This is a genomic window from Pseudonocardia sp. NPDC049635, assembly GCF_040659795.1.
In the GTDB taxonomy this organism is placed as follows: Bacteria; Actinomycetota; Actinomycetes; order Mycobacteriales; family Pseudonocardiaceae; genus Pseudonocardia.
This window is the reverse complement of sequence record NZ_JBFAON010000042.1, coordinates 1-12,722: the sequence shown is the minus strand read 5'-3', so window position 1 is coordinate 12,722 and position 12,722 is coordinate 1. Positions and strand designations below refer to the sequence as shown.

General features: G+C 74.9%; 13 protein-coding genes. 7 read left to right on the top strand and 6 right to left on the bottom strand.

Features of this window, described 5'->3' with window-relative positions:
- Positions 1-23 precede the first annotated feature (23 nt).
- Positions 24-1,067 (bottom strand): alpha/beta hydrolase, encoded by a 1,044-nt coding sequence (locus AB0J24_RS28030; RefSeq protein ID WP_358686817.1) that lies wholly within the window; start codon positions 1,065-1,067, stop codon positions 24-26.
- A gap of 165 nt (positions 1,068-1,232) precedes the next feature.
- Here AB0J24_RS28030 and AB0J24_RS28025 point away from each other — a divergent pair, with 165 nt between their 5' ends.
- From AB0J24_RS28025 to AB0J24_RS28015, 3 genes are all read left to right on the top strand, one after another.
- Positions 1,233-2,132 carry a hypothetical protein gene (locus AB0J24_RS28025; RefSeq protein ID WP_358686816.1) on the top strand — a complete coding sequence of 300 codons (900 nt, stop codon included), beginning with the start codon at positions 1,233-1,235 and terminating at the stop codon, positions 2,130-2,132.
- Between the two features lie 4 nt (positions 2,133-2,136).
- Positions 2,137-4,149 carry a hypothetical protein gene (locus AB0J24_RS28020; protein WP_358686815.1) on the top strand — a complete coding sequence of 671 codons (2,013 nt, stop codon included), beginning with the start codon at positions 2,137-2,139 and terminating at the stop codon, positions 4,147-4,149.
- A gap of 68 nt (positions 4,150-4,217) precedes the next feature.
- Positions 4,218-4,850 (top strand): TetR/AcrR family transcriptional regulator, encoded by a 633-nt coding sequence (locus tag AB0J24_RS28015; RefSeq protein WP_358686813.1) that lies wholly within the window; start codon positions 4,218-4,220, stop codon positions 4,848-4,850.
- 47 nt (positions 4,851-4,897) lie between these two features.
- Here AB0J24_RS28015 and AB0J24_RS28010 read toward each other — a convergent pair whose 3' ends face one another.
- Entirely contained in the window at positions 4,898-5,809 is a 912-nt protein-coding gene (locus AB0J24_RS28010) for an alpha/beta hydrolase (protein ID WP_358686812.1), read from the bottom strand.
- A gap of 43 nt (positions 5,810-5,852) precedes the next feature.
- Complete coding sequence (locus tag AB0J24_RS28005) at positions 5,853-6,767, bottom strand: diiron oxygenase (RefSeq protein ID WP_358686810.1); 915 nt, start codon at positions 6,765-6,767, stop codon at positions 5,853-5,855.
- A gap of 89 nt (positions 6,768-6,856) precedes the next feature.
- Here AB0J24_RS28005 and AB0J24_RS28000 point away from each other — a divergent pair, with 89 nt between their 5' ends.
- Together AB0J24_RS28000 and AB0J24_RS27995 are read left to right on the top strand one after the other, a co-directional pair.
- Entirely contained in the window at positions 6,857-7,564 is a 708-nt protein-coding gene (locus AB0J24_RS28000; RefSeq protein WP_358686809.1) for a TetR/AcrR family transcriptional regulator, read from the top strand.
- Entirely contained in the window at positions 7,561-7,896 is a 336-nt protein-coding gene (locus tag AB0J24_RS27995; protein WP_358686808.1) for a DUF4873 domain-containing protein, read from the top strand. The genes AB0J24_RS28000 and AB0J24_RS27995 overlap by 4 nt, the downstream gene beginning before the upstream one ends.
- A gap of 96 nt (positions 7,897-7,992) precedes the next feature.
- Here AB0J24_RS27995 and AB0J24_RS27990 read toward each other — a convergent pair whose 3' ends face one another.
- Both AB0J24_RS27990 and AB0J24_RS27985 read right to left on the bottom strand, forming a co-directional pair.
- Positions 7,993-8,229 (bottom strand): DUF3107 domain-containing protein, encoded by a 237-nt coding sequence (locus AB0J24_RS27990; RefSeq protein WP_358686806.1) that lies wholly within the window; start codon positions 8,227-8,229, stop codon positions 7,993-7,995.
- Between the two features lie 63 nt (positions 8,230-8,292).
- Complete coding sequence (locus AB0J24_RS27985; protein WP_358686805.1) at positions 8,293-8,961, bottom strand: ferritin-like fold-containing protein; 669 nt, start codon at positions 8,959-8,961, stop codon at positions 8,293-8,295.
- Positions 8,962-9,407: 446 nt separating this feature from the next.
- Here AB0J24_RS27985 and AB0J24_RS27980 point away from each other — a divergent pair, with 446 nt between their 5' ends.
- Together AB0J24_RS27980 and AB0J24_RS27975 are read left to right on the top strand one after the other, a co-directional pair.
- Positions 9,408-11,066, top strand: a complete 1,659-nt coding sequence (locus tag AB0J24_RS27980; protein ID WP_358686834.1) for a DEAD/DEAH box helicase — start codon at positions 9,408-9,410, stop codon at positions 11,064-11,066.
- A 14-nt stretch (positions 11,067-11,080) separates the two neighbouring features.
- Positions 11,081-12,346, top strand: a complete 1,266-nt coding sequence (locus tag AB0J24_RS27975; RefSeq protein WP_358686803.1) for a hypothetical protein — start codon at positions 11,081-11,083, stop codon at positions 12,344-12,346.
- On the opposite strand, the gene AB0J24_RS27970 is transcribed toward AB0J24_RS27975, so the two are convergent.
- Entirely contained in the window at positions 12,343-12,621 is a 279-nt protein-coding gene (locus AB0J24_RS27970) for a hypothetical protein (RefSeq protein WP_358686802.1), read from the bottom strand. The two genes, AB0J24_RS27975 and AB0J24_RS27970, sit on opposite strands and share 4 nt — an antisense overlap.
- Positions 12,622-12,722 lie beyond the last annotated feature (101 nt).

The following is a 12,722-nucleotide window of genomic DNA, read 5'->3' as shown; positions in this document are numbered from 1 at the left end:
CTCCATCTTCCCCGACCCCGCGATCAGGTCTCGTCCCACAGCCCGGCGACGGCCAGCGCGACCTGCTCGGGGCGCTCGATCTGCGCGACGTGGCCGGTGCCGGGCAGTACCAGCAACCGTGCGTCCGGCAGCGCCGCGGCCGTCCGGCGGGCCAGCCGCGGCGACACGATCCGGTCCGCGCCGCCCCACAGGACCAGCGAGGGCGCCCGCACCTTCGACGCCCGCTGCCAGGCCGACCGCCCGGCCCAGGCCGCCAGCAGACCGCGGGTCGCACCGTCGGTCGCCTCGGTCGCCCACGGCAACGTCGCCCGGTGCTCGTGCTCGGCGATCAGCTCGTCGAGCCTGCGCTCGGAGCCGCGCTGCGGGTCCGCGAAGCAGACCCGCACGATCCGCTCGGCCCGGTCGCGGAGCGGCTGGACGGCCAGTGCCCGGCGCGCACCACGGCCGAGCACCGGGATCATCGCGAGCGCCAGCCGCGGATCGGACAACCGCCGCGGGTCGGGACGCAGGTCGGGCATCGCGGGTGACACCAGCGTCAGCGAGCGCACCAGCTCCGGACGACGGGCCGCCACCGTCATCGCGATCAGCCCACCGAGCGAGTTCCCGACGAGGTGGAACCGGCCGTCGTGGCGCTCCCCGGCGCGTGCCCGCTGCTCGCGCCGCCCGGCCAGCCAGCACAGCAGCGCGTCGGCCATGCCGTCGGGGGTGTAGTCCCGGGCCGCGGTCGGCTCGGACCGGCCGAAGCCGGGCAGGTCCACCGACAGACCCGCTGCCCGCGGGGCGAGCAGCCCGGCGAGATCGGTCCAGTTCGTCGAGGACCCGGCCAGGCCGTGCACGTACACGGCCTCCGAAGCGTCCGGCCTGCGCGCCGCACCCGAGCCGGGGGTCTCGCGCACGTGCAGCGAGACCCCGCCCGCGGTGACCGTCCGGCCCGGCCACGGCGGGATCTCGTCGGGCAGCGCGGCGAGGGTCGTGGGATCTGCGGTCCGCGGCTCGGTTCCCTGCGTGCGCGCGGGCCGGGGCGCGGTGACGGGCGGGTGAACGGGGAGCGACGTACCGGCGGCCATCGGACCAGGATGGCGTGTCGGCCGCCGTCCTGCCGATCACAGGTGATGTCCGTCTCGTCCCCGGCGCCGATGTTGGTCACTCCGCGTTCTTCGGCGCACACCGAGCGCAACGACCGGGGCGTCCACGCGTTGTACCCGAGGGATGCCGGACACGGGAGGACGCGGATGGGGCGGATCACCGGATCGGCCGCGGCCCGGCTCGCCGGTTTCGGGGCGGCATCGGTGCTCGTCTTCACCGGCGCCTGGACGGCCGGTGGCGCACTGGGGGCACTGGCCACCGCCGAGCGCGGCGACGAGCAGGTGCTGCCGGCCGGCCGGACCGAACCCCCGGCGCCCGGCGGCGTGATCAGCACGGCCGCCGGTTACACACTCACCCCGGCCAGGCTGATGTACCCGTGGCGGGAGGCCACCGAGGTCACCTTCACCGTCACGGGATCGGACGGCGAGCCGGTGACCCGGTTCGACACCCCCACCGACGGCAGGCCGGTGATGGACGTCGCCGTGATCCGCCGCGACGTCGCCGGGTACACGCGGTTGCGCGCCGAGCCCGGCCCGGACGGCGTGTGGCGGGCCCCGATGACGTTCCCCGGGGAGGGGGTGTGGCGGCTCTACGCCGCCTTCACCCCGACCGGTGGCCCCAGCCTCGATCTCGGCGCCGACGTGCACGTCCCGGGCCCCTACGGCGCGTTCCGGTTCGACCACGAGGACCGGTCCGGGTTGTGCGGCCCCAGTGACCAGCAGGTCCGGATCGACGGTGCGCTGCTGCCCGGCGGCACCTCGCGGCTGTTCGCCACGGTCGGTCACGACGGCGTCCCGGTCACCGATCTCGAACCCGTCGACGGTGGGGCGTTCGGCAACCTCACCGTCGTCCGCCAGGGTGACCTGGCCCGGTTCCCGGCCCGGCCGGACGTGACCGGCGCGGCGGCCGACGATCGGGCCGGGCCCGGCATCGCGTTCTCGGCGTCGGTCCCGGCCGCCGGCGACCATCGGTTGTTCCTCGACTACCGGTCCGGCGGGGAGCTCCGCTCCTGCGAGTTCACCCTGCCGACGGCGCCGGGGAGCTGACCCGGTGCGTCCCCCACTCCCGGTCGCGCTCACCGCCGCCGTGGCCGCGCTCGCGCTGCCGGCCGTGGCACCGCTGATCGCCCCGGCTGCGATCGCCCCGGTGCTGCTGGTGACGGGCGTGCTGCTGGCGGTCGCCGTCGTACTGGTCGCGGGCCGCACGGGGCACCGCGCCGCCGCCGCCGCGCTGCGGACCGGAACCGTCACCGCCGACGTCGGGATCTCGGTCGCGACGCTGGGGGCGTGCGCCTGGGCGGGACCGGCGGTGCTCGCGGCGGCGATCTCACCGGCCGGTCCGGCGGCCGTGGTCGGCGGAGGGGGGACCGGGAGCACGAACGGGAGCACATCGGTCGACCTGCTCGGGTTGCTCGACGGCCCGGCGCTGCTGCCAGGTGCCGCGGCCGTGCTCACCGTGCTGGCCGTGGTCGTGGCCGACACCGGCCGCGCCGCACCGCCGGGAGAGACCGGTCGGGAACAGGCCTTCCCGGCTCCGGACGGTCTGCGCACGGTGGCCGACCACTGGAGCGCCCGGTTGGTCCCGGTCACGATGCTCGTCGCGCTCGCGGTCGCCGGTTTCCGGGCGGGATCGGGACAGGCCTGGCCGCTCGCCGGGCAGGCCGGGATCGCGGTGCTGATGGCCGCCTGCCCGGTCGCGCTGCTCGCCGCGGTGCCCGCGGCCGTCCGTGCCGCCGACCGCGCGGGCGGGGCGGTGGTGCGGTTGCCGTTGCCCGGCTCCCGCCCCGGGCCGGACCCGGTCGGCTGGACCCGGCCGTTCGGCACCCGGAGCCTCGCACAGCGGATCGACACCGTCGCCCTCGCCGGGCCGGACGTGCTCACCGGCGCCGGTCCCGGCGCGGTCGTCGTGCACCCGGCACGCGGGGAGGATCCGGCCATGGTGCTGCGGCTGGCCGCGTCGGTCACGGCGGTCTGCCGGCCGGGCTCGGATCTCACCCCGCTCGCCCGGGGCCTGTCCGCCGCCGCCGGTGGAGCGGTGCCCGACGTCGCCGAGTCCGACGAGCAACCAGGGCTGGGGGTCTCCGGCCTGGTCGCCGAGCTGGTACCGGTCGACGGGGTGCGTCCCGGTGTGGTCACCGGCCGGCTGCACCGTACGGCCGGGAGCGGACGCACTCACCCGGGCGCTCCGTCCGGTGTGGCCGGGGACCGGGTCGTCGCGCTCGCGGAACACGACGGACCCGAACACGACGGATCCGAACACGACGGATCTGAGCACGACGCCCCCGGCCCGGCCATGACGGTGGTGGCGCACGCGGTACTCGTCGGGTCGGCGGAATGGCTGCACGCACACGGCGTCCGGTTGCCGCCGGGACTGCGCGCCGAGCGGGAGCGTGCCGTCGCCGCGGGCGTCTCGGTAGCCGCGGTCGCCTGGGACGGCGCCGCCCGGGCGGTGCTCACCCTCGAGCGGGTCCCGCATCCCTCGGCCGCGGCCGGGCTGGACGCGCTGCGCGCCGCGGGCACCGCTCCTGCTCTGCTCACCCCCGAGGACGACGGGGCCGGCCGCAACCTCGCCCGCGCCGCGGGCCTGGACACGGAGGACCCCGACGAGGTCCGCACCGGGCTGGGCCCCGCGGCCCGGGCGGCGGCCGTCGCGGGGCTGCGCGCCCGCGGCCGTACGGTCGCCGTCGCGGCCGACCCGGCGTCCGACCCGGACGCGCTGGCCGCTGCCGATCTCGCCGTCGAACTGTTCCCGTGGCACGACGGCGGGTCCCCCGAACCGGACCCGGTTCGGGCTCCGCAGGCGGGATCGGCGAGGATCGCCGCCCGAGGTGGCCCCGCCGAAGTGGCCGCAGCCCTCGTGCTGGCCCGCCGGGCCCGCACGCACACCCGCCGCGGGTTCGTCGCGGCGACCGCGCTGGCGGCCGCCGGGATCGTCGCCGCGGTGGCCGGAGCACCCGGTCCCGCGGTCGCCGCGCTGCCGGTACTGGGGGCACTCGTGGTGCGCGCCCGACGGATCCGGACCGGTGTCCGATCGCCGTCCGGCGCGCTGCCGACAGACCGATGACACAGCGTTCGTCATCCCGGTTACCAGCGGGTAGGGTGACCCCACACCGGGTGAAAGGTAGGGGGCCGATGACCGGAACCGCCACGCCTCGGGGCGCACGCCTGTCCCGTGGAGCGCGGCGCGCCCAGCTGTTGCTGGCCGCCCGCGACGTGTTCGCCGAGCAGGGCTACCACGCGGCGGCCATGGACGACATCGCCGAGCGGGCCGGTGTCAGCAAGCCGGTGCTCTACCAGCACTTCCCCGGCAAGCTCGAGCTGTACCAGGCTCTGCTGACGACCTATGCCGAGGAGCTCGTCGAGCGGGTCTCCGGGGCGATCGAGCGGACCGGTGACAACAAGGAGCGTGTGCAGGCGGCGGTCGCCGCCTACTTCGACTTCGTGGCGGGCGAGGGCAAGGCCTACCGGTTGGTGTTCGAGTCGGATCTGCGGGGCGACCCGGAGGCCGCCGCCGTCGTGGAGAGCGCCCTCGACCGCTGCATCGACGCCGTCGCCGGTGCGGTCACCACCGACGCCGGGCTGGACCAGGACCGGGCCCGCCTGCTGGCCGTCGGCCTGGTCGGGTTGAGCCAGGTCGGTGCCCAGTACTGGCTGGACTCCGACCAGCGGGTCCCGCGCGACGAGGCGGTGGCGCTGATGTCGGCGCTGGCCTGGCGCGGTATCGGCGGGTTCCCGAAGCTGACCGACAGCGCCGAGCACCTCTGATCGGCCGCCGGTGCGTGGTCCGCGCCGGCGGGGACCGCAGGCGCGGGTCACGCCGCCCGGTCGCGGGCCACCGCCCCGCGCACCAGCGCATCGATCCGGGCCGTCACACCCGCGACCCGTTCGAGGGGCAGCATGTGCCCGGCGTCCGGGAACACGGTCAGGCTCGCCCGGGGCAGTCGGTCGCGGATCCGGCGTGAGTAGCGGGGCGGGGTCAGCCGGTCCCGCGAGCCGACCAGCACCTCGACCGGCATCTCGGCGAAGGCCGCCAGCGCCGCGTCCCGCTCGTGTGCGGTGAGGGTGGGGGTGAAGCCCGAGATCGTCGTCGGGCGGCAGGCGGCGATCGCGTCGCAGGTGAGCCGGACCGCCTCCCGATCGGGGTGCCGTCCGAGCAGCAGCGGGCGGACCCCGGCCCGCAACAACGCCGGATGCGTGCTCAGCGCCCGCCGTTCGGTCCACAACGGACTGATCGTCATCTTGTCCTTGCCGGCGAGGAAGAGCTCCGCCGGACGTCCGCTCATGCCCAGGGTCGCGGCCCCGCCGAGGCCACCGCTGGCCGTGGCGACCAGCGCGATCCCGCGCACCCGCGCCGCCACCAGGTCCGGATGCCGCTGCGCGAGCGACATCGCCGTCATCCCGCCCATCGAGTGCCCGGCGATCACGACCGGCCCGGCCGGGATCACCTGCTCGATCAGCTCGGCCATGTCGTCGGCCAGCTGTTCGAGGGTCTTGCGCTCGTCGGGGGTGTCGTCGGACCGGCCGTGCGCACGGTGGTCGTAACGGACCACGCGCACCGGCGGGCCGGGCTGCCCTCCGGTGGTGAGGGCGTTCGCGACGCTCGCCCAGCAGCGCTCGTCGAGGGTCCAGCCGTGGGCCAGGAGCACGCTCACCGGCGCCGACGCCGGGCCGGACTCCCGCACGTACAGCCCGGTCCCGTCCCGAGTGACGATCCGGCTGCTCACACCCGCCTCCTCTCAGGTCCGGTCGCTGCCGGACCGGCTGGTCTCAGATCAGGTGGGCGCGCTTCCAGAGCAGTTCCGACGGCCCGCCGATGACACCCTGTTCACGCAGGAACGGCACCAGCTTGCGGGCCGACCAGCGCAGCATCTCCCGATGGTGCGGGTTGGCCCGCGCGGCCCTCCGGCCGACCGCCGGCTCGATCCCGACACTGCGGTACACCCCGGGATGAATGAGGTTCCGGGCGACGACGAAGGCGATCGCCGCCGTCTCGTTGCGGGCCAGGGCGCGCTGTGCCGCGTTCGTCTTCGGCATGATCCGCTGCAGCTCCTCGCGGGCGTAGCGGACGTGCCGCGCCTCCTCCGTGACGTGGATCTTGTTGATCATCCGGGAGAGCGGCTGGACACGCTCGTCGCGCATCCCCTCGCGCTGCAACTGGTCGAGGATCTCCTCGACGTAGAGGGTCCCGGCGAACATCGCGGGCCCGGTCCCGATGGTCTTCATCACCCGGCCCAGCTCGTGGGTGAGCCGGTCGGGCGCGTAGTCGGGGACCCCGTACCGCTCGGTGGCCTTGGCGAACATCATCGAATGCCGGCACTCGTCGGCGATCTCCACCAGCGCGTACTGGATGTGCGGGCGGCGCGGGTCGCGGTCGTAGGCGTAGCGCAGCAGCATCTGCATGAGGATCATCTCGAACCAGAGCCCGATCCGGGCGACGCTGCAGAACTCGTGCACCGACAGCGTGACCCGCTGCTCCTCGGTCAGGCCCTCCCACAACGACGTGCCGTAGAGCGAGACGCGCTCGGGGACGACGCCGTACCGGCCCTCGACCAGGGGTGCCTCCCAGTCGATGTCGATCGACGGGTCGTAGGACTTGTCGACGGAGCTGCGCAACAGCCGGCGGGCGGTGTCCTCCCGGTCGGCGACCCCGGTCCTGCCTCCGGTACGGGCGGGAGCGTTCATCGGTCACGCCTTTCTGCTCGAGGCGATGTGCTGTTCCGGACACCGCGGCCTGCTTGCTGTTACCGGCAGTAACAGCTACCACTGGTAACGTGCCCCAGGAACCGAGGGATGTCAAGCTGGACGCGCGGGCCCGACGCCGCGAGCAGCGCCGGTCGGAGATGGTCGACGCCGCGATCGAGGCGATCCGCGAACACGGGCCCGGCGTGTCCGTCGCCCAGATCGCCGCGGCGGCCGGGATCACCAAGCCCGTGCTCTACCGGCACTTCGCCGACCGCGCCGATCTGCAACGGGCCGTCGGCGAGCGGGCCGCCGAGATGCTCATGGAACGGATCCATCCGGTGCTCGCGGTGGACGCGGAGCCGGTCGAGCACATGGCCGCGGTGATCGACGCCTTCCTCGGCGGGATCGAGGACGAGCCCCAGCTGTACCGGTTCGTGGTCGCCAACCCGGCCGAGCCGGCGCCCGGCGCGGAGATCGTCGAGGACGTCCGTGGCCGGATCGGAGCCCTGCTGGCCACCCTGATCGGTGAGCGGTTGCGGGCCGAAGGGCGGGACTCGGGCGGCGCCGAGGTCTGGGCGATCGGGCTCATCGGGCTCGTCCAGGCCGCAGGCGAGTGGTGGCTGGACCGCCGCACGATGAGCCGGGACGCGCTCACCAACTACCTGTCCGCGCTGGTCTGGGGCGGGATCGCCGGCGTCGCCGGGCTCGACGCGCCCACCACGAACAGCGACATCCTGCGCCTGGTCCCGAACCCGCACACCGCCACCGGTACCGACCCGGAGGGCCGGGGGCGGTGAGCGAGCCCGGACACGCCGACACGGACCCGGACGGGGGCTACCGCGGCCCGGCGACCCTCGTCGTCGACGGCGAGGAGATCTCGGTCCAGGTGCTGCTCGACGCCCGGCACGAGCCGTTCGACGGGAGGTTGCACTGGTCCGGACGGGTACTCGCGCACCAGCGACTGACCGCGCTGCTCGGCACCCGCGGTGCGGACACCGAGATCCGGACGCCGGGACACACGGCCGTCGGGACGCTGTCGGATCCGGACATGTGGGGCCGGTTCCGGATCGCCGGGACCGGACGCCCGCCGTTCCGGCTCGACGACCCGCCCCCGCCGGAGACCGACTGAGAGGTACCGGAGCCCACGACGCACGGGAACGGGCCTGGTCCCTCGTGGAGGGACCAGGCCCGGACGACGCTCAGGCGAGCCGGCCGTGCAGGTCGGTCAGGACTTGCCGCCCAGACCGAACCCGACCTTGCGCACCTCCCCCGGGCCGATCTCCACGTAGGAGATCCGGCCCACCGGGACGACGAAACGGTTGCCCTGGTCGTCGGTGAGGTCCAGCAACCCGTCGTCGGACTTCATCGCCCCGCTCACGAGCTGGGCCACCTCGTCCGGCGTGCGGTCGCTGGACACCACGAGCTCGCGCGGGGTCTCCGCGATGCCGATCTTGACCTTCACCGGTTGGCCTCCCGATCCGTTCACGTCCTGCCCTTGCCGGCGCCAGGCTAGTCGAGATCGGGCTCAGGACAGCCCGAGCCTGCTCATCCGCCTGCCGTGGGCGACCTGCACCGTCTTGATCAGACCCGCGACGCCGCCCTTCGCGCCCGAGCCGACCACGATGAACTCGGCCAGCTCGTCCCGCTCGGCCACCACCCGCTGGGCGTGCGTGACGGCTTCCCCGAGCAGCCGCCTGCCCCACAGGGCGAGCCGGTCGCGCTGGTGCGGGTTGGCCTCGCAGGCGGCGCGCACCTCCCGCTCGGCGAACGCCGAATGGCCGGTGTCGGCCAGTACCCGGCGGACCAGGTCACCGGTGGCGGGATCCACCCAACCGGCGACCTCCCGGTAGAAGTCGGCCCCGAGGCCGTCGCCGAGGTAGGCCTTCACCAGCGACTCCAGCCAGCTCCGCGGTGCGGTGGAAGCGTGGTAGCTGTCGATGAGGGTGACGAACGGCGCCATGGCGTCGGCGATCGCCACACCGGAGCCGCCGAGATGCTCCTCGATCAGCCGGAAGTGGCCGATCTCCGCGGCCGCCATCGTCGACAGCTGAGCCCGGCCGGTGAGGGTGGGCGCGGCCCGCGCGTCCTCGGCCAACCGGTCGAACGCGGACAGTTCGCCGTAGCCGAGCACGCCGAGCAGCTCGACGGTCACCGGGCTGGGGCCGGCGGCCGGCGGACCGGCATCGGTGGTCATGACGGCCACCCTAACCGGACGACCGGTGCCGCTCCGGATGATCACGAGCGGGGCGGGCGAGGTATCTCACCCGTCCGACGCAGGGCGTCGTCGTCGTGCAATCCGACCGCGACGGGTATCATGCGGACAGTACGTCGCCGACATGCGGATGACGTGCACACGCGCGGGAACCCGGGAAACGGGACGGGCGGGCCGTACCGCGGCCGGCCACATCTCACCGGACCCGCACCCGACATGGTGCGCGCAGCGCCTCGGCGGCTCTCCTGCCCCGACCCCGACGCGGGCGAGCGGCGGTCGACGAGCCACGCCACGGCTCCTGTGCGCGGAGAGAGGCGATCATCCTGTCCGTTCCCGAAAGCAGTACAGAGTCCAGCGCAGAGACCGGCCCAGAGACCGGTTCGCAGGCCACGGGCCCCGAGGCCGATCCCGGCTTCCTGGCGACCGGCATCACCCCCGTCGAGGCCCCGCTCGGCGTCACCAACCCCGGCGGCGAGAAGCTGCCCCCCACCTTCGCCGAGCTCGGCGTCCGCGAGGAGATCGTCTCCGCGCTCGCGGAGAACGACATCGTCCGCACCTTCGCGATCCAGGAGCTGACGCTCCCGCTGGCGCTCGCCGGTGAGGACGTCATCGGCCAGGCGCGCACCGGGACCGGCAAGACCCTGGGCTTCGGCGTCCCGCTGCTGCAGCGGATCACCCCGCCCGGCGAGCGGGCCGCGGCCACCGCCGAGGGTGAGGCCGCCGACCGCACCAAGGACGTCCCGCAGGCGCTCGTCGTCGTCCCGACCCGCGAGCTCTGCGTGCAGGTTGCGCGCGACATCGCCGCGGCGGGCAAGAACCTCGGCGTGCGCGTCGTGGCCATCTACGGCGGCCGTGCCTACGAGCCGCAGCTCGAGGCCCTGCGCAAGGGCGTCGACGTCATCGTCGGCACCCCCGGCCGGCTGCTCGATCTCGCCGAGCAGCGCCACCTGGTCCTCGGCCGGGTCAAGGCACTCGTCCTCGACGAGGCCGACGAGATGCTCGACCTGGGCTTCCTGCCCGACGTCGAGCGGATCCTGCGCATGCTCCCCGAGGAACGGCACACCATGCTGTTCTCGGCGACGATGCCCGGCCCGATCGTCGCGCTGTCCCGGGCGTTCCTCACCCGTCCCACGCACATCCGCGCGGAGGAGGCCGACCAGGGCTCCATCCACGAGCGGACCAAGCAGCTCGTCTACCGGGCGCACGCGATGGACAAGGTCGAGCTGGTCACCCGGGTGCTGCAGGCCCGCGAGCGTGGCCTGACGATGATCTTCACCCGGACCAAGCGGACCGCCCAGCGGGTCGCCGACGATCTCGCCGAGCGCGGGTTCGCCGCGGCCGCCGTGCACGGTGACCTCGGCCAGGGCGCCCGCGAGCAGGCGCTGCGCGCGTTCCGCTCGGAGAAGGTCGACGTGCTGGTCGCCACGGACGTCGCCGCCCGCGGCATCGACGTCACCGGGGTCACCCACGTCATCAACTACCAGTGCCCCGAGGACGCCAAGACCTACGTGCACCGGATCGGCCGGACCGGTCGCGCCGGACGCGAGGGCGTCGCCGTGACCCTCGTCGACTGGGACGAGATGCCGCGCTGGAAGATGATCTCCGACGATCTGTCGCTCGGCATCGACGAGCCGGTCGAGACCTACTCGACGTCGGACCACCTGTTCACCGACCTCGACATCCCGACCAGTGCGACCGGCCGGCTGCCGCTGTCGGCGCGCACCCGGGCCGGGCTCGGCGCCGAGTACATCGACTCCGAGGGCGACCACCAGAGCTCGCGCAAGCCGCGCAGCGGACGTGGCTCGGGCCCGTCCGCCGGATCGGGCGACGAGGACGGCCGTCGTCCCGCCCGCAAGCGTCGCGCCCGCACCCGGACCAGGGGTGGCGTGACCGTCGACGCCGGTTCCACGACCGGTGAGAGCGCCCAGGAGTCGCCCGGGGCCCAGCCCGCCCCCTCCGGTGGCCCCGAAGCGGGGAGCGCCACCGAGTCGGAGGAATCGAAGCCGCGTCGCCGCCGGCGCCGTGGCGGGTCCCGGCGCCGGTCCGGCGGTGAGTCCGCCGACGGGGCCGACGCCGCCGCCAGCTGACGAGCCCGCCCCGCGTGCTGCACCCGCGGAAGCTGCTCCGCCCGCCCTGGCCGCAGGTGCCCGCCGAACGACGACACCGCGGCGACCGCATGGTCGCCGCGGTGCTCGTGTTGCTGCTGGGCGGCGTGGGCCTGCTCTACGCCGTGCAGAGCCCGGCGGCGAACACCGAATCGGTCCCGGCGACGGCCGCTGCCACCCCGCCGCCGCCGGTGGGACCGGTCCCCGCTGCGTTCGAGGAGCTGTGGCGGGCGGACAGTCCGGCCACCCCGGTCCCGCTGGCCACCGACGGCGGCGTCGTCGTCGCCGAGGGGACCCGGGTGTCCGGACGGGACGCGGTCAGCGGTGCGGAACGCTGGTCGTACACCCGCGACCTGGCACTGTGCACGACCGGGTTCGCCGACGGCCGGATCATGGCGCTGTACCGCAACGACGAGTACTGCTCCGAACTGACGACGCTCGATCCCGTCTCCGGCGAGCGCGGCCCGAACCGGACCCTGGACGCCCGCCCGGGCACCCGGCTGATCGGGCAGGACCCGGTGCTCGCCACCGGCGAGGACTACGTGGAGACCTTCCGCTCCGACCTGGTCCGCACGGCCGAGTACGGCACCGTCCGGGCCCCCGCGGAGTACGGCGGCCAGCCGCGCAGCGGATGCACGTTCCGGTCCTTCGCCGCCGCCCAGGACCGGGCCGGGGTGCTGGAACGCTGCCCCGGTGAGGCGGGTGAACGGTTGTCGGTGCTACGCCCCAGCGGCACCGAGGGCGACCGGCCCGCGTTCGACTCCTCGGTCGAGATCGGCACCGACGGGGCGCAGCTGATCGCGGTGTCGCCGGAACGGGCCGCCGTGCTGCTGCCCGGTGTCCCGCGGCTGGCGCTGTTCGACCGGGGAGGCCGCAAGGTCGGCGAGTTCCCGGTCACGGTCGGGGCGGCGATCTCGGTGCCCGCCGACGGTGTCGCGCGGACCCGGACCGGCGGGCCGGACGACCCGACCCGCTACTGGTGGACCGGCGGTGCCACCGTCGCGCTGGAGGCGGGAACCCTGCAGCCGCGCTGGGCCGTCCCGGGCACCCTCGGCCCGGGCACCCGCTACGGCGACCGCTTGCTGGTCCCCGTCCCGGGCGGACTGGCGGACGTCGATCCGGGCTCCGGCGCGGTCGGGCGCACCGTGCCCGTCGCTCGCGGGGACCGGGCCGGGCCGGTGCAGGTCGCCGCGCTCGGCGGCCTGGTGGTGGAGCTGCGCGGCACCGAGATCGTGGTGCTCGGACCCGTCCCGGGTGCCTAGAGGAACCAGCCCAGGCCCAGCACCAGCGCGACGGTGCCGATCACCCCGAGCGCGGCGAGCGTGCCCGTCCGGTCGGCACGCCGGTCCGCGATGACCTGCCCGGTCACCGCGACCACGGCGGCGACCAGGTGCGCGGCGACCGCCCCGGTGCCGGGACCGGGAACACCGCTGCGCCCGCCCAGCCACTCCACGGCGACCAGGCCGACCGCGAGCACGACGAGGCCGCCCGCGAGCACGCCGGACAGGCCGCGCAGGAGCCGCGCGGCACCGGTCACCCGGCCTGCGCCGTTCCCGCTCCGGCCTCGACGGCCCGCGTCCCCAGCACGACGGCCACGACCACGCCGACGACGCCCTGCACCGCGACCAGCAGCCCGGA

What these genes read in the sequence shown, in the direction of transcription:
- AB0J24_RS28030 (WP_358686817.1), bottom strand. Translation starts at nt 1,067, where the DNA reads ATGGCCGCCGGTACGTCGCTCCCCGTTCACCCGCCCGTCACCGCGCCC.
- AB0J24_RS28025 (WP_358686816.1), top strand. Translation starts at nt 1,233, where the DNA reads ATGGGGCGGATCACCGGATCGGCCGCGGCCCGGCTCGCCGGTTTCGGG.
- AB0J24_RS28015 (WP_358686813.1), top strand. Translation starts at nt 4,218, where the DNA reads ATGACCGGAACCGCCACGCCTCGGGGCGCACGCCTGTCCCGTGGAGCG.
- AB0J24_RS28005 (WP_358686810.1), bottom strand. Translation starts at nt 6,767, where the DNA reads ATGAACGCTCCCGCCCGTACCGGAGGCAGGACCGGGGTCGCCGACCGG.
- AB0J24_RS27985 (WP_358686805.1), bottom strand. Translation starts at nt 8,961, where the DNA reads ATGACCACCGATGCCGGTCCGCCGGCCGCCGGCCCCAGCCCGGTGACC.